The 16022-nt window shown below is 66.5% G+C and carries 13 protein-coding genes and 1 tRNA gene; 7 read left to right on the top strand and 7 right to left on the bottom strand.

All coding sequences use genetic code 11. The features are described 5' to 3' along the window. Positions 1-162: 162 nt before the first annotated feature. Together PEM_RS04085 and PEM_RS04090 are read left to right on the top strand one after the other, a co-directional pair. Positions 163-2046, top strand: coding sequence for a M61 family metallopeptidase (locus PEM_RS04085; protein WP_032954023.1), 1884 nt, complete (start codon positions 163-165; stop codon positions 2044-2046). Further along, on the top strand, positions 2043-2705 hold the full coding sequence (locus PEM_RS04090; protein ID WP_005415712.1) for a lysoplasmalogenase: 663 nt from the start codon (positions 2043-2045) through the stop codon (positions 2703-2705). The genes PEM_RS04085 and PEM_RS04090 overlap by 4 nt, the downstream gene beginning before the upstream one ends. An 82-nt stretch (positions 2706-2787) precedes the next feature. On the opposite strand, the gene PEM_RS04095 is transcribed toward PEM_RS04090, so the two are convergent. Genes PEM_RS04095 through PEM_RS04115 form a run of 5 tightly spaced genes read right to left on the bottom strand, consistent with a single transcriptional unit; the run spans position 2788 to position 8793 of the window. After that, a complete protein-coding gene (locus tag PEM_RS04095) occupies positions 2788-3495 on the bottom strand; it encodes a hypothetical protein (RefSeq protein WP_005415713.1) in 708 nt (235 codons plus the stop codon). After that, positions 3492-4448, bottom strand: coding sequence for a hypothetical protein (locus PEM_RS04100; protein ID WP_095377772.1), 957 nt, complete (start codon positions 4446-4448; stop codon positions 3492-3494). Before PEM_RS04100 ends, PEM_RS04095 begins: the two co-directional genes overlap by 4 nt. 45 nt (positions 4449-4493) lie before the next feature. Then, the gene (locus tag PEM_RS04105; RefSeq protein ID WP_111129584.1) at positions 4494-7292 is read right to left on the bottom strand and encodes a TonB-dependent receptor; all 2799 of its coding nucleotides are present in this window, start codon (positions 7290-7292) and stop codon (positions 4494-4496) included. An 11-nt stretch (positions 7293-7303) separates the two neighbouring features. Next, positions 7304-8269 carry a FecR domain-containing protein gene (locus tag PEM_RS04110; protein WP_111129585.1) on the bottom strand — a complete coding sequence of 322 codons (966 nt, stop codon included), beginning with the start codon at positions 8267-8269 and terminating at the stop codon, positions 7304-7306. Further along, positions 8266-8793 (bottom strand): sigma-70 family RNA polymerase sigma factor, encoded by a 528-nt coding sequence (locus PEM_RS04115; protein ID WP_080352916.1) that lies wholly within the window; start codon positions 8791-8793, stop codon positions 8266-8268. The genes PEM_RS04110 and PEM_RS04115 overlap by 4 nt, the downstream gene beginning before the upstream one ends. Positions 8794-9029: 236 nt before the next feature. Between PEM_RS04115 and PEM_RS04120 the strand changes: the two genes are divergently transcribed. From PEM_RS04120 to PEM_RS04135, 4 genes are all read left to right on the top strand, one after another. After that, complete coding sequence (locus PEM_RS04120; protein ID WP_111129586.1) at positions 9030-11903, top strand: autotransporter outer membrane beta-barrel domain-containing protein; 2874 nt, start codon at positions 9030-9032, stop codon at positions 11901-11903. A 97-nt stretch (positions 11904-12000) separates the two neighbouring features. Then, entirely contained in the window at positions 12001-13011 is a 1011-nt protein-coding gene (locus PEM_RS04125; protein ID WP_111129589.1) for a 2-hydroxyacid dehydrogenase, read from the top strand. Between the two features lie 51 nt (positions 13012-13062). Beyond that, the gene (locus PEM_RS04130) at positions 13063-13389 is read left to right on the top strand and encodes a hypothetical protein (RefSeq protein ID WP_065196540.1); all 327 of its coding nucleotides are present in this window, start codon (positions 13063-13065) and stop codon (positions 13387-13389) included. 85 nt (positions 13390-13474) lie between these two features. Then, a tRNA-Thr gene (locus PEM_RS04135) sits at positions 13475-13550 on the top strand. A gap of 95 nt (positions 13551-13645) precedes the next feature. On the opposite strand, the gene PEM_RS04140 is transcribed toward PEM_RS04135, so the two are convergent. Further along, on the bottom strand, positions 13646-13978 hold the full coding sequence (locus PEM_RS04140) for a hypothetical protein (RefSeq protein WP_111129587.1): 333 nt from the start codon (positions 13976-13978) through the stop codon (positions 13646-13648). A 13-nt stretch (positions 13979-13991) separates the two neighbouring features. Then, positions 13992-14627 carry a GyrI-like domain-containing protein gene (locus PEM_RS04145; RefSeq protein ID WP_111129588.1) on the bottom strand — a complete coding sequence of 212 codons (636 nt, stop codon included), beginning with the start codon at positions 14625-14627 and terminating at the stop codon, positions 13992-13994. 353 nt (positions 14628-14980) lie between these two features. Here PEM_RS04145 and cyoA point away from each other — a divergent pair, with 353 nt between their 5' ends. Then, the gene (cyoA, locus tag PEM_RS04150; protein WP_005415723.1) at positions 14981-16021 is read left to right on the top strand and encodes a ubiquinol oxidase subunit II; all 1041 of its coding nucleotides are present in this window, start codon (positions 14981-14983) and stop codon (positions 16019-16021) included. Position 16022: the final 1 nt, after the last annotated feature.

The raw sequence follows: 16022 nt of genomic DNA on the forward strand, positions 1-16022 counted from the left end.
CGCATGGCGTGGATCTACTGAAACTGCTCTGGTGGGTGCGAACCTTGGTTCGCACGCTTTTTGTCATGCGCGGATGGCCGGCCCGCCCATGACCTTTGGCCATGGGGCAGGGCACTTTACAGGCCTAGCATCGGAGGATTCTCCGCTGTTGGATGCTGCCCGATGAAGACCCGAGCCCTGGTGATGTCCGTGCTGTTCGCGCTGGCTGCTTCGCCTGCACTGGCGCAGACCTCGCCGCCTGCCGACGCCGCGGCTCCCGGCCTGCTGCGCATCGATGTGGATGCGCGCGATCTCGCTCGCCGCATCTTCAAGGTGACCGCCACCGTACCGGTCAAACCCGGTCCGATGACCCTGCTGTACCCGCAGTGGATTCCCGGCAACCATTCGCCCACCGGGCCGATCGACAAGCTGGCCGGCCTGCGCGTGACCGCCAACGGCAAGCCGTTGGCCTGGCAGCGCGACCAGTACAACGTCTATGCGTTCAAGGTAGACGTGCCCGAGGGCGTCAGCGAGATCGTCGCCCACTTCGACTTCCTGTCCTCGCAGGGCGGCAGCCAAGGCCGGGTGGTGATGACCCCGGAGATGCTCAACCTGCAGTGGAATGCCAACTCGCTGTATCCGGCCGGCGTCGATACACGCGACCTGCAGGCGCAGGCCAGCGTGATCCTACCCAAGGGCTGGTCGTTTGCCACTGCGCTGGAAACCGCGCGCCGCGACGGCGATACCGTGGTGTTCAAGCCGATCTCCTATGACCACCTGGTCGATTCGCCGTTGTTTGCCGGCGAGCACTACCAGCGCATCGATCTCGATCCGGGCGCGAAGGTGCCGGTGCACCTCAATGTGTTCGCCGACGAGGCCAAGTCGCTGAAGCCGAGCGAGGCACAGATCACCCTGCACCGCGCACTGGTGCGGCAGGCCGACAAGCTCTACGGTGCGCGCCACTACAACCACTATGAATTCCTGCTGGCGTTGACCGACCGTCTTGGTGGCATCGGCCTGGAGCATCACCGTTCCAGCGAGAACAGTGCCGACCCGGGTTACTTCACCGAGTGGGACGACAACGCCTGGATGCGCGATCTGCTACCGCACGAGTACACCCATTCCTGGAACGGCAAGTACCGGCGTGGCGCTGACCTGGCAACCGCCAACTTCAACACGCCGATGGGCGACAGCCTGCTGTGGGTCTACGAAGGTCAGACCCAGTTCTGGGGACAGGTGCTGGCGGCACGCTCGGGGCTGTGGTCGACGGCGCAGGCGCGCGACATGCTGGCCAATGTGGCCGCGACCTATGATCGCGGCCGCCCGGGCCTGGCCTGGCGCCCGTTGCAGGACACCACCAACGACCCGACCATCGCCCAGCGCCGGACGTTGCCGTACCGCAACTACCAGATGAGCGAAGACTATTACTCCGGTGGCCAGATGCTGTGGCTGGAAGTGGAGGGCAAGCTGCGCGAACTGAGCGGCAACCGCCGCAGCCTGGATGACTTCGCGCGCGCCTTCTTCGGGGTTGGCAACGGTGACTGGGACGTCAACCCCTACACCTTCGACGACGTGGTGGCGACCTTGAACGGCATCGTGCCGTACGACTGGGCGACGTTCCTGCGCGGGCGCCTGGACGGCCACGGTTCGTTGACCGGGGGGCTGGAACTGGCGGGCTGGAAGCTGGTCTACCGCGATACTCCGAACGACGCCTACAAGGCGCAGGAAAAGCGTGCCAAGGCCGCACTGCTGGCCTATTCGCTGGGCGCGACCGTGCTCGACAGCGGCGTGGTCGGCGACGTGATCTGGGACAGCCCGGCGTTCAACGCCGGTCTTGCACCCGGCATGAAGGTGATTGCGGTTGGCGGGCGCGAGTACAGCAGCCAGCGCTTGAAGGATGCGGTGGCGACGGCGGCCAAGGACAAGGCGCCGATCGTCCTGCTGGTGAAGCAGTTCGACCGCATCGAGACGATGAACATCGACTACCACGGTGGCCTGCAGTATCCGGTGCTGGAGCGTATCGCCGGCAAGCCTGACCGCCTGGCGGACCTGTGGAAGGCGCGATGAAACCGCGCGCCCGCGATGGCGTGATCCTGTTGATGGCGATCCTCGCCATCGTCGGCGCGTTCTTTCACGGTGACGGGCGCTGGCTGCATTGGCTGGCGAAGCCGGCGACCACGCTGCTGATCGCTGCCATCGCCTGGCGGGTGCGTGATCCTGCGCAGCCGTCCTACCGGCGCGCGGTGCTGGCCGGCATGCTGTTGTCGTGCCTGGGTGACATCGCGCTGATGTTGCCGATGGACGCGTTCGTACCGGGGCTGGTGGCGTTCCTGCTGGCGCACCTCTGCTACATCGTCGCCTTCCGTGAGGGCCTGCGTGCCGGGCGTGGCCTGCTCGCCGCCAGCATCCTGCTCGGTGCGTTCGCTGTACTCAATGTGCTTGGGCTGTGGCCGCACCTGCCTGCACCGATGCGTATGCCGGTGCTGGCGTACGTGGTGGTGCTGGCCTCGATGGCGATGTTGGCCTTGGCACGGCAATGGCGCAGCCCGCAGCCTGCCGTGGAAGCCCGAAGTGCGCCCTGGGCTGCCGTCGGTGCGCTGCTGTTCGTGGCCAGCGATTCGCTGCTGGCCTGGGACCGCTTCGCCGGCGGCCTGCCACTGGCCAGCCTGCTGGTGCTGTCCACCTATTACGGCGCGCAGTACGCCATCGCCCGTTCGGTGAAATAGAAAAAGGGGACGGAGGGGATTAAGTCGCAGACCGCACCAAGGCACATGCGACTTAATCCCCTCCGTCCCCTTTTTGCGTTGACTATCGTCGGTTCGCGTGGCCGGAACGCCCCTGTGCGTCGAACGAGAGTCGTGCGGACTGGCGATCGCCGGCGACCTCGTCCGGCAGCCACACCAGCCTGCCCCCCTTGCGCACGATCACATAGACGTGGCCGACGTCACCCGGCGTGGCCATCAGCGCGTTGCGCTGCGCCTGCAGCGCCTGGGCCACGCGTGGCACCGCCTCGAAATCGATGTTGGCCAGCGCCGTGCTGCTGCGGCGCAGGGTGATGGTGGGCGCGAAGCGCTGCGGATCGACCGGGTCACCCTTGCGCCACTGGCCGTGCTCGAAGTGGTAGCTGTCCACGTGCGTAGGTTGCTGCGGATCGACCAGATCCAGATTGATGCGGCCATCATCGTAGAAGTGGATGCTGTGGAACACCATCAACCGGTGCCCGGCCAGGGCTGGCATCTGTTCCAGTGCCTGGCGGGCGGCCAGCAGGTAGTCCGCATCGAACAAGCGGTTGCTGCGTTCGGGCATCGGCATCGACCGCGGTTCGGGAATCGGTGCGAGCGAAGCAGGCCGCTCGCGCGGTGGAGGCGTGGTGATCGGCGTGGTTGCGCGGTCATCCTGCACCGAATGGCCCATCGTTTCGGCAAGGGTCTGCAGTGCCCCGCCGGCAACGGCGACGCCGGCCAGCAACAGCAGCACCATCGAAAATACCAGTCGCGTCGAGGGGGGCTGCTTCATACACCCTCCAGGCGAACGTTGCCGCGATCTTCCGGGTCGTACAGCAGCGTGACCTGCTCGCGTGGAAGGTTGGCCAGCTCGATCAACGGGATGAAGCGGCGCACGTTCACCTGCTGTATGCCACCTTCGCGGTCGGTGTACTCCAGCTGGAACTCCACCTGCGGCTGCTCGTTGAGGTAGGTGCCGGTCTGGCGCAGCTTCAGCACCTTCGCATCCACGCCGATGCCGCGGTACTTCAGCGCGTCTCCGCGTGCATCGGCCTGCAGCAGGCGCCCCAGGACGCGCAGGCCCAGGGCGTAGCCGCACAACACCAGCGGGCACACCAGCAGTGGGTGGCCGAAGGACATGAACGTCCAGCCCAGGCCCTCACTCTGCAGCCGATAGGCGAGCACGTAGGCGCTGGCAACCACGACGATGCCGATGACCGCGCCGGCGCCGCGGCGCCAGAGGCTGGCGACATCAAGTTCGGGCTGGGCGCCCTCCAGCACCACATTGGGGAACGCACCCGGCGTCCGGCTCAGGCGAACCTCGATGCGCTGGCCGGCCACGAAACGCTGCAGCTGCGGTTTGCTGTCCACCACCAGCATCTGTTCATGGATCGGCGTGCCGGACAGGTTCTGGAAGCCAAGCTTCAGTCTCCACTGCGCGAAGCCGCGCACGTGCACGCCGGTCTGCTCGGCCTGTTCGATCAACGCATCACGCGGCTCACCGTCGGCCAGGATGGTGCGCACCCGATGCAGCGCGCGCGGCGGGCCCAGCAGCAGGTAGTGCAGGAAGGCGAGCAGCAACGCGAGCCACAGGGCCAGCGACAGGGCGAGCAGCAGCAGGGCCAGCCATGGCGCGCTGCGGTCGGCCAGTGGCACCGGCCACGACGTGCCGAAGTAGAGGATGCAGGGGAAGGGCAACGCGAAGAACAGCAGGAACGCGCCCCAGAACCAGAGATAGGCCTTCATGGGGTGGTGGGGGACCGATGGAACAGGGCGCGTAGGGTACTACGCTCAGCGGATCTGCAGGGTCAGCAGGAAGTAGCGGCCAAGTGGATCGTCCAGCCCCGGCATCTGGCCGCCATTGCCGACCAGGTAGTTCACCGGTTGCGTGTCGAGCACGTTGTGCACGTCCAGCGCGGCGACCAAGCGCGGCCCCAGCCGCCTTGCCAGGTGCAGGTTCCAGCGCAGCTGCCGCGGATTCATGCAATGGTTCTGCTCGCGCTGTTCCTCCGGGCATTCCGCACCGGGCAGCCAGGCACGCGTGCGCCCTACCTGGTTGCCGCGCAGGGCGATGTCCCAGTTGCTGTTCTGCCACTGCACATTGAGCACGGCGGCCATCGCTGGCGTGACATGGCCACGCAGGTCCACCGTCGCTTCATGGCCACGCTCGCGGCGCAGTTCCTGCTGCTTCAGCGCATCGAGCGAGAACAGCCACTGGCCGGTGCTGCCGGTGTCGATGTGGTACTCCCCGCGCAGAACAAGGTTGCGCGACGTGGTGCGGCCGATGTTGTCGAAGGACAGGCGCAGGTTGTGCAGGTTGCCGTCCTCGTCCAACTCCCACGTGCTTGAATTCCACACTGCGTCGGCCGGTTGCAGGGCCAGGATCTCGTTGCGCAGTTCGACGATGTTGTGGGTCAGCGACAGTGAAAACGCATCGGTCGGTGTCCAGGTCGCACCCAGGGAATGGCTGCGCGACCGCTCCGCTTTCAGCGCATCGTTCTCCACCACGTCCACGGTTACGCTGCAGCGTCCGTTGCCGTTGCTCTGCGCGCAGTTGGGCAGTGCGCTGGAGGCGGGTAGTTCGATCGCGCCGAAATAGCCCGGCGGCCGCCGTTGCTCGAACAGGCTGGGGGCCCGGTAGCCGCGCCCGGTGGCAAGCAGGAATGACCACTGCGGTGTCGGGCTCCAGCGTACGCCCACGCGGGGCGAGAAAGCCTGGTAATCGCCATCGCGGTCCCAGCGTGCTGCCAGGTCCATGCGCAGCGTGCGCGCCAATGGCAGGCCGAGTTCGGCGTAGGCACCGCCACTGCGGCGTGACAGGTGGCGTTGTTCCTGTGGCAGGCCCAGCGCCAGGTCGCCCTGGCTCAGCAGCGCGTCGGGATGCGACGTCCAGCGTTCCTGGCGCAGGTCGATGCCGGTGGCCACTTGTGCAGCACCGCCGGCCAATGGCATCAACTCGCGCTGCATGCCCCACCAGCCCTGCCACTGCTCGGTGCGCCCGCGGTTGCGGATCGACGGGAACAGCTGCGCGGCGGTCTCTGCCGGCAACGAGGTGAAGCCGGGCAGGAAATCCAGCGTCTCGGCAGCGCGCAGCAGTGGTTGGGCGCGCACGGTGCCGGACGTCGTCAGGGTGACATCGCTGCGCTGTGCGCTGATGCCGGCATCCCAGCTGCGGCGGCCCTGGTCGCGGCCCATGCCGAAGGTGACGTCGGCATCGGTGGCACGTACATGCGGACGCACGTTGCCGGCTTCGCGCAGCACGCTGTTGAAGGTGAACCCATAAAGCCCGATGGCTACGGCGGTCGGGCCGAGGTCGAAGCGTTGCCGGTTGTGGCTGGCCCGCGCCTCGGCGTAGGCGTAGCGACCTTCGCCGCGCTCATGCCGATAGCGCAGGTAGGCCGAGGCGGTGTCCGAGGCCGGTTGCAGCGAACGCGGGCGTGCGCTGTCAAACCAGCAGGCGCCATCGCGCCGTTTCAATGGCCCTTCGCAGCGCTTTGCCGGCCAGTAGCGTCCATCGCGGAACGCGCCGATCAGGTACTGCGAGGTTTCCGCATGCCATTCGCGGCGATCGCCGGCCACGTGGTCGATGCGATGCAGGTCGACGCCAGCGAACCAGCGGTCCCCTCCGTCGCGCACGCCACCGGTGGCCGCCTGCAGGCGATACTGGCCGGCGTCGCCGCGCCCGCTCAGGCCGGTCTGCAGCATGGCTTCAGGGCCATCGGCCTGGTCACGCAGGATGATGTTGACCACGCCGGACATCGCGTCGGCACCATAGATGGCCGACGCACCGCCACGCACCAGTTCGATGCGCTCGACGAAGCTGAGCGGGATGCCCCCCAGGTCGGTGAGCCCGCCCTGTTCCAGCGACACCATCGGATAGCGTGGCAGGCGCCGGCCATTGACCAGGAACAAGGTCGCACGCGGACCCATGCCGTCCAGGCTGGTGGTGGTGGCCGCACCCACCGGCAGGTACTGCGAATCGCCACTGCGCGAGGTGCTCATCGCCGGGTGGCCGTTCATGCCCGGCAAGTGCCGCAGCAGGTCGAACAGGCTGCCGTAACCGCTGCGCAGGATGTCATCGCGGTCGATGATGGTCACCGGCAGCGTGGTCTGCACGGAGGTGCGCGGCAGCCGGCTGCCGGTGACATGGATCGGCGCCAGCTCCACCTGCGGTGGCGTCTCGGGCACCCCGCCCGGCGACGGTACCGCGGGCATCGCACGCGTCGCGACCGGCGGGGGCGATGGCGGTGCTGGCCGGGTGCGGCGGACGACGAATCCACCGGCAGGCGTGCGCAGGATGGTCACCGGCATGCCGGCGACCAGTTCCTTCAGGGCCGCGGCCGCATCGCGTTGGCCATGGGTGCCGGCCGTGCGCAGGCCATCCAGTTCACGCGCATCGAACAGCAGGGCGATGCCACTCTGGCGCGCCCATTGCTGCAGGGCCGGTGCGAGTGGGCCTGAACCCACATGGACCTCCAGGGTGCCGGCCTGTTCGGCTGCATCGGCAGAGGGCAGCGCGGCGATGCTCAGCGCGAAGCAGAACAGGGTGCAGAGCAGCCCCTCCCGCAGCGCGCCCGGTACTGCCTTCACTGCAGGCCTCCTCAGTACGTGCGGCGCAGTTCCAGCGCGCCATCCGGTCGCGTCTGGCCAGCTACCGACCAGCCCAGTTCCAGCGCCGACAGCAGTTCCTGCGCATCGCCGGCACGGAAGGTGCCACTCACGGCCAGGCTGGCGATCTCGGGATCGGCGATCACCAGCGGCGTGCGACCGTAGCGGTTCATGCGCTCGACCACGATCGACAGCGGCGTGGCATCGAACACCAGCTGTCCCTGCAGCCAGCCTTCGGCAGCGGCATTGGACGACAGCGCCGGGCCGGGCTGGAAGCGGCCCGATGGCAGCACCTGCAGCTGCTGGCCGGGTGCCAGGGTGTGCTGCGTCCCCCCATTGCTGACTTCCACCGCACCTTCCAGCAGTGCGACTTCGACCAGGCCGTCGTTCAGGCGCTCCACCTGGAAGGTTGTGCCGATGTCGCGGATGGTGCTGTCGCCGGCGCGCAGCTGCAGCGCCTTGCTCGACGGTGCGACCTGCAGCTGCACGCGGCCCCGTTCCAGCACCAGGTTGCGATGGCGCCAACCGAATCGGGCATGCAGCGTGGTGCCCGCATCCAGCGTGGCCACGCTGCCATCGGCCAGCGTCTGCTGCCGGGGCTGGTGGGAATCGTTGGCATAGCGCAGCGGCGTGGGGTTGCCGTCGATGGCGACCATCCAGCCGATCCCGATGGCCAGGCAGACGCCTGCGGCGGCCACTGCCGGCAGCCAGCGACGCTGTGCCGGCCGTGCCGCACGTGCTGCGGCGGTGCGCAGCCACGGGTCGGCGGCCAGTTCTTCGCCCCGCTGGAACAGGGTCTCGGCCTGGATCCAGGCGCTGACATGGGCCGGGTCCTCGGCCAGCCAGTCCTCGAACCTCTCTCGCTCGCCCGGCGTGCAGTCCGGAGCCTCCAGCCGCGCCACCCAGGCGCTGGCGCGTTCAAACAGCAGGGTGTCTTCCCTGGGGCTGGCGTGACTCATCCGTTGTCCCTGTCGTTGTGCAGCGGATCCGATCCGAGTTCCTGGCGCAGGCCCTGCAGGGCGCGGGCGATATGTTTTTCCACGGTCTTGGCGGTGATTCCACAGTGCCGCGCGATCTGCGTATAGCTCATGCCGGTGATCCGGTTGAGCAGGTACACCTCGCGCGCGCGCTCGGGCAGCTTGAACAGGGCCTGCCGCAGCAGGGACAGCATCTGCCCGGACTCGGCCTGGCGCAATGGATCGGGCGACGTGCTGGAGGGCTCGTCGCCGCCATCGTGTTCGGCAAGGGACAGGTGTGGCCGCGACTGCGACGAGCGGCCACGGTCTGCCAGGCGGTTGCGGGCGATACGATACAGCAGCAACCGCAGCTCGTCGGCACTGTGCGCGCGATAGCGGATCAGCCGCTCCATGCAGTCCTGCGCGATGTCCTCGGCATCCTCCGGCCCAACGCCGCGCGTGCGCAGGAAAGCGCACAACGGCGCGCGTTCTTCCCGTACGAACGCAATGAACGCGTCCGTCGGCACGGACAGGTCCGGCGCGCGATGGATCAGAGGAGAGGGGGTGGACAGGGCTGGCCTCGGGCGTCGGTGGCGGGTGCGTCTTCGAGTTTTACGCGACGATGACCGGATGGGGAAGAGTGTGCATGGCCCCTGATTTCATTGTGAATGCATTCATGTTTCGGAGGCTGGTGCGCTGGGGGAGTTTGCGCCGCCCGGACGTTGAACTCCTGACCCGTGTGTTGCGGGTGGAGAGAGAACACATGAAACATTCGAAGTTGAGCCTGGCCCTGGCCGGGCTGATGGGCGTCACCGCCATGGCGGCGGTTGATGACGTCATGGCAATGAATTATCACGTGCGGGACGATCGCGTCTTCCTCAGCGGCGGCGTCACCGTCGCCGACGTGGTGGCGCTGCCCGCGCTGCTGGCCAAGGCACAGGCTGAAGGCCGTCCGATCCGCGAAGTCGTGCTGCGCACATCCAATGGTGGCGCGCTGATCGCCGGCGAGTGGCTGCAGGCGGTGATCCGCACCCAGGGCCTGGACACCATCGTGTCCGGCCACTGCATCTCGTCCTGCTCGATCATGCAGTCCGGTGGCGTCAACCGTTACCTCGGCGGCGATCTGCCACTGGTCGACTCGGTGCAGATCCATGCCGCCAGCAGTGGCGGCAAGATCACCTATGCGCCGTCAGCGCGCATGACCCAGATCTACACAGGCAACTACGGCGGCGGGATGGATGCGGGCCTGTTGCACAAGGCGATGTATGAAGTGGTTCAACCCAATGGCCTGCTGGTATTCCGCGACCCGGCGCGCACCACGGGTACGTCGGTCACCTTCGATCCGGATGGCAGCGGCAGCAAGCTGGAGTCGTTCCCGGGCCAGGACATCCGCGGCAACAACATCATCAACACGGCAGGCTATCGCGATCCGGGCGACACCCTCCGTGTCACCAGCAACGTCAGCGGCGACATCAACCCGGGCTACCTGCGCACCGCACGCCAGCTGCAGGCCTTCGTCGACGACGATTTCGCGCGCTGGAACACCGACTGGGCCAGCACGTACATCAACTACGCGGTGAGCCTGTACAACGTCTCCACGCGGGGGGCGAACGGCATCGGCACGCAGTCGCTGCAACAGATGCTCGCCGATCCCGACCTCCAGGATGAGCTGCGCGGCCAGTTGCGGTTGGCCGATCTGGATGCCTCGACCCTGGCAAGTTCGGCGGGCGTGATCCGTGTCAGCAATGGCGCTACCTGGCGCACCGCCGAAACCACTGGCGCCGATTTCATTCTGGTGGACAACGGCACCATCGCACTGGAGGGTGGTGCGCTGCGCACCCCCGAGCTGCGCGTGATGCCGGGCAGCATCGTGGTCGGCCATGGTGATATCGCATCGGTCGGCACCGACAGCGATGCGCTGCTGGATGGCACCGGCCCGTCCTACCGCGAAGACGGCTTCAACCGCCTGCGCGTGTTCGGCACGTTGATGCCGCGTGGTGGTGATCTGGTGACCCACGGCTACGTCAACATCATGCCCGGCGGGCAGGTGCTGTTCGATGTTACCGAAACCGGTGGTACCGGCAGTGGCCGCCTGCGCGTCGGCAGCTTCTACGATGGCGGCTCCGAGGAGGGTGCGCTGGTGATCGCGCAGGGCGCACATCTGGCGCTGAACGTGGCCCAGGGCTTCTATGCCGGCACCTACCGTCGCGACCTGGTGGAAGGACCGATCTACCAGGGGGGCTTCCAGGATGCCGTGCGGCTGGGCGATGCCGGCTACAGCGCCAGCATCACGGCCGGTGAAGTGTTCCGCCCGCGCCACAATTCGCTGCTCAGCTTCAACGTCAACCAGACCGCCGACGGCCTGTGGCTGACCGCCAACCCGGGCTTCGATCAGCTGGGCCTGTTCGCCAACGGCACCTCCGGCGACGGCCTGGGGCGCGCGCTGGCCGCTGCAGCGGACCGCCAGGACAGCGGCCTGAAGTCGTTGCTCGGCGCGCTGCAGTTCAGCGACCGCGATGTGATCGCACAGCAGGCTGGCGCCCTGCGCGGTGATGCGCATGCCAGCCTGCGCCTGGCCGACAATGCACTGATCGGCAGCATCGGCAACGTGGTGCAGCAGCACCAGGCAGCGATGCGCAGTGGCGGCGATGCAGACGGGTTGGCTTCGCAGGCGGCGCAGTCGGTGTCGGCGCAGCCGGGCATGCGCCATGGCAGCCTGTTCAACCAGCTGGCCATGCATCTGGTCGAGCCGGCGGGCGAGGCTGCTGGCGACAGCCGGGTGGCGGGGCGCAGCCATGGCCTGTGGGCACGCGGTTTCGCCAGCCATGGCCGCATCGATGCCGACGGCGGCGTGGCCGGCCTGAGCCATAACATCGGCGGCATCGTGGTCGGTGCCGACACCCGCGTGGCCGATGACCGCGTGACCCTGGGCGTCAGCGTGGCCGCGGCGGACATGTCGACCAAGGCAAGCGATGGCTCCGGTTTCAGTGGCGACGTACGCGCGCTGGATGTGGGCGGCTACCTGGATGCGACCTATTCGCGGGGCTACCTGTCGGCTGCCGTGCGCTACACCGACCTGCGGCATGACACCCGCCGCAGTGTCGGCGGCATTGATGGGCTGCAGCAGCCTCTGCGCGCGAAGTACAGCAACGATGCCATCTCGGCACGGGTGGAGCATGCGTTCTCCTTCACCACTGGAAAGGGTCTGGTGATCCAGCCGCTGCTGCCGGTGGTGGACTACGCACGGACCTCGGCCACCCGTTTCAATGAAGGGCAGGGCGCCGGTGCGCTGGTGGGCCGCAGCGGCAGCCTGGAGAGCATTCGTGTGGGTGCCGGCCTGCAGCTGTTCAAGACCTTCGAAGGCAACAACGCTGAGCGCATCACCCCGCGTGCCCGCGTGGTATGGCAGAAGGAACTGGGTGACACCCAGGCCCGCTACAGCACCGGCTTCGCCGCAGCTCCGGACCTGCTGTTCGGTGCCAGCAGCCAGGCCGTGGGCGAGCAGGTGCTGGCCTGGAACGTCGGCGTGACCAGCCGCGCCAGCGAGCGCCTGTCGATCATGGCCGACTACGTGGGTGAGCGCCGGGACGGGCAGATCCAGAACGGCGTGATGCTGGGCCTGGGCTATCGGTTCTAAGCGGTACTCGGCCCCGGCGATATCCGTATCGCCGGGGCCATCCCATCAGGGCAGGTGCTGCGGTATGGTCGGCAGGGAATTCCAGCCAGGCCCGTCCATGCAGATCGCCGTCTTCAGTGCCCGCCCCTACGACCGTCGCTTCCTGGACGAGGCCAATCAGCGCGATACGGCCGGGCAGGGCTTTGCGTTCGTGTACTTCGATGCCGCGCTGGACGTGCATACCGCCGCGCTTGCGCAGGACTGCGCCGCCGTCTGCGTGTTCGTCAACGACCGTCTCGACGCGCCGGTTCTGCACGCGCTGCATGCGTTGGGCGTGCGCGCCGTACTGCTGCGCTGCGCCGGCTTCAACAATGTGGACCTGGCAGCCGCGAAAGCGCTGGACCTGTTCGTCGCACGGGTGCCGGCCTATTCCCCCGAAGCCGTGGCCGAGCACGCGCTGGCGCTGGTGATGACGCTCAACCGGCAGACCCATCGCGCCTACAATCGCGTGCGCGAGGGCAACTTCATGCTCGATGGCCTGCTCGGCCGCACTCTGCATGGGCGCACGGTCGGCATCGTCGGCACCGGCAAGATCGGCCTGGCCACCGCACGCATCTTCCACGGCATGGGCTGCACCGTGCTGGGGCATGACCCGTATCCATCGCCGGCCTTCGCCGGCGTGGGCGACATGGTTGGGCTGGATGAACTGCTGGCGCGCGCCGACATCGTGTCGCTGCATTGCCCGCTGACGCCCGATACCCAACACCTGATCAACGACGCCTCGCTGGCGCGGATGAAGACCGGCGCGATGCTGGTCAACACCTCGCGCGGCGCGCTGGTCGATACCCATGCGGTGATCCGCGCGCTGAAGTCGCGGCGGCTGGGTCATCTGGCCATCGACGTCTACGAGCAGGAAAGCGCGCTGTTCTTCCAGGACCTGTCCGGCGAGATCATCGATGATGAGGCCTTCCAGCGCCTGATGACCTTCCCCAACGTGCTGGTGACCGGCCACCAGGGGTTCTTCACCGTAGAGGCGCTGCAGGAGATCTCGGCAATCACGCTGGGGAACCTGCGGGATTTCGCCGAGGGGCGGGTGTGTGCGAACCGGGTGGAGACATCGCTGAGATGATTGGAAGTCATGAGGGGTGTGCGTTTTCATACCTATCATTGAGGGGCGCAGATGAAACGCTTAGTCACCTTGAAAGTTGGGCTGCTGTTTCCATTGCTGATGGCGGGCGGCTGTGCAGCGGAGGAGTCCCGAGGCGAGAAGGGGTGGGAAGGGCTAGAACGATGCGTGACAACAATCGAGACTTACGTTCAAGAGACGAGGGGATGGAAACGGGAGATGTATCGGATTGCGGAGGAGTCTTCCGGCACCGCAGATATTGGCTTCTCGGTCCAGCACGTCCATGACAGGGTTCTGCTGCCAGAAGGCGGACTGAAGTCATTTCATGTTGATCTCGACCTGCGATGTTCCAGGGTCATCCGTGAAAGCCACTTTCAGTAGCTGATAGCCGCTTGTTGGCCCATGAAGACGGTAGATGCGCGGCCATTGACCGCATGTTGCTTGTAGTCCTACAATGCCTAGCTAGGCCGGAATAGCTCAGTTGGTAGAGCGGCGCATTCGTAATGCGTAGGTCGCAGGTTCGACTCCTGTTTCCGGCACCAGTTGTAATGAAAAGCCCCGGCCTTGGTTGGGGCTTTTTGTTTGCGCCCGCCGGTGATCCTTGGATGGCCACCTCACTGAAGGCTGCAAGCCTTCATCAACGCCTCGTCATCCCTGCATCCCGCGCCAGCCACCATGCCAGCTGCCGGAGATAACCACCTGCAGCTCCCGCCAATGCGCCGATCAGCAGGCGTGCGAGCACTCTGGTTCCGCACGTGGCCCGCTCCCGCACCCAAGGCAGGACCGCCACCACCTGCGCACCCAGCAACAGCATCAGCACGTCCAGCCCCAGCGCATCCACCACCGGTAACAACGGCAGCAGATCCGGATTGCAGGCCAGCATGATCACCAGTGCAGCACCCAGCACGGCCATCAGGCGGCCTCCGGCGGGCAGGGTGGTCCAGCGCATCAGGCGGTTGTTCAGGCGCACGGCATTCCTCGTGTCATCTGCGGGAATCCTCATCAGGCCCGATCGGCCGCACCGGCTGCCGCAGCACGGTTTTCAACCGCGCTGCGTCGGTCCTGCGCGGGTCGCTCAGGTAGATCTCATGATGGGGGCCGGCAAAGGTGTATCCCAGTGCGGGCATCACTTCGTCATGCAGCTGCGCCAGGACGGGTCCCTCGTCGTCGTAGGCGCCCACGTGCAAGGTCTGCAGGCTGGGGCCCTCGGCAAGGAGTTCATGGCGAAGGCTGGGCGGCGCCTCTCCCAGCTTCGCGCGCGCCTTGCTGATCGCGGCCTGCCACTGTGCAGGGCCGATGCCCTCGGGCGTGCGGATCATTACGGTCCAGGCCCACTCATCCTTGCGCCGCGCGACGAAGCTGGCCGGGTCCTCGGCACTCCACAGCGCCTCCAGCGGTGGCACCACGTAGTCGCGCCCTTCGGCCTTCAGCGCGAACTTCAGTGCATAGCTCACCGAATACAGCCACTGCACGGCCTGCAGGTAGGCGGGGGCCGTGTTCGGGTCGCCGCGACCATCGATCATCACGTAGGGAATGGGCGGTACATCCACGCGTACGAACCTGCCGGCGGGCGGTTGATAGAGCGCCCGGTCGCGCTTCCTGAAGTCGATCTTGTCCACGGGCCTTCCTCCTGCGCCGAGCATCCCACGCCAGGCACCCGCCAGCACGCCTGAACAGGTTCAGGTGACTTTGCCGAACGAGGGCGGACTGCCGGCCAGCACCTGATGCCAGGATGCCGCCCGCGGGCGTCCTGCCCGCCGCGCGTGCGCGGTGCGACAACGTGTCGCAGCCAGAATCGGGCCTTTCCTGCGCTCGATCAATGTCAATGCCTTTCTTAAATGGTGGGTGACGGCCTAAAATTGAAAGGCTGACTCGACCCCACCTCCCTGCCTGTCTTCCGGACCGGTGGGACCGGCTTTGGCCGGAACAGGCAGGGACGGGGAACGGCATTCCCTCGCAATTGGATCGACCGATGATTCCGTTGAAAACCCTTGGGCGCTGGTTGCGCCCGGGCCTGCTGCTGTCGTTGCTGGTGATGCTCACCGGCTGCGATGCCGTGGCCATCCTCAGTCCGAAGGGCCAGATCGGCCAGGATGAGAAGACCCTGCTGATCACGGCCACCGTGCTCATGCTGCTGGTCGTCATCCCGGTCATCATCATGACCCTGACGTTCGCGTGGAAGTATCGCGCCTCCAACACCAAGGCCCGTTACGAGCCGAAGTGGTCCCACTCGACGGCGATCGAGGTGGTGGTGTGGTCCATTCCCTGCATGATCGTGCTGGTGCTGGCGGTCCTGACCTGGCGTTCGTCGCACGCACTGGACCCGTACCGTCCGCTGGATTCGGACGTCAAGCCGGTCACCATCGAGGCGATCTCGCTGGACTGGAAGTGGCTGTTCATCTATCCGGAAGAGAAGGTGGCGGTCGTCAACGAAATCAAGTTCCCGGTCAACACGCCGCTGAACTTCAAGATCACGTCCGATTCGGTGATGAATGCCTTCTTCATCCCGCACCTGGGCAGCATGATCTACTCGATGGCTGCGATGGAGACCAAGCTCCACCTGATCGCCAACGAGACCGGTGAATTCCCGGGCATGTCCTCGCACTACAGCGGCGCGGGCTTCGCCAAGATGCACTTCACCGCCTACTCGGTCACCGATGCCGAATACCGCCAGTGGCTGGACCAGGTCCGCGCCGGCGAGCAGACCCTGGACAAGGCCTCGTTCAAGGCCCTGGGTGAAGCGCGCAACGCCGAGTGGTATCCGGTCACTTACTTCGGCAAGACCGAAGAAGGCCTGTTCGACTGGGTCATCGCCAAGCACATGGGCGACAACAAGCATTACGGCATGAAGCACTCGCATGCCGGTGCCGCCGCTGCCGATGCCGCCACCCATGAAGCGCACGAGGGCCATGCCCCGAGTGACGCGCATGATTCCAAGGAATCGGGTGAAAACCTGGATGCCACCGAACACGAACACGCAGGCCATGCCGGCCACGCGGGTTCGGGAGAATGAA

The sequence above is a fragment of the Stenotrophomonas sp. Pemsol genome (genome assembly GCF_003586545.1).
Lineage (GTDB): Bacteria > Pseudomonadota > Gammaproteobacteria > Xanthomonadales > Xanthomonadaceae > Stenotrophomonas > Stenotrophomonas sepilia.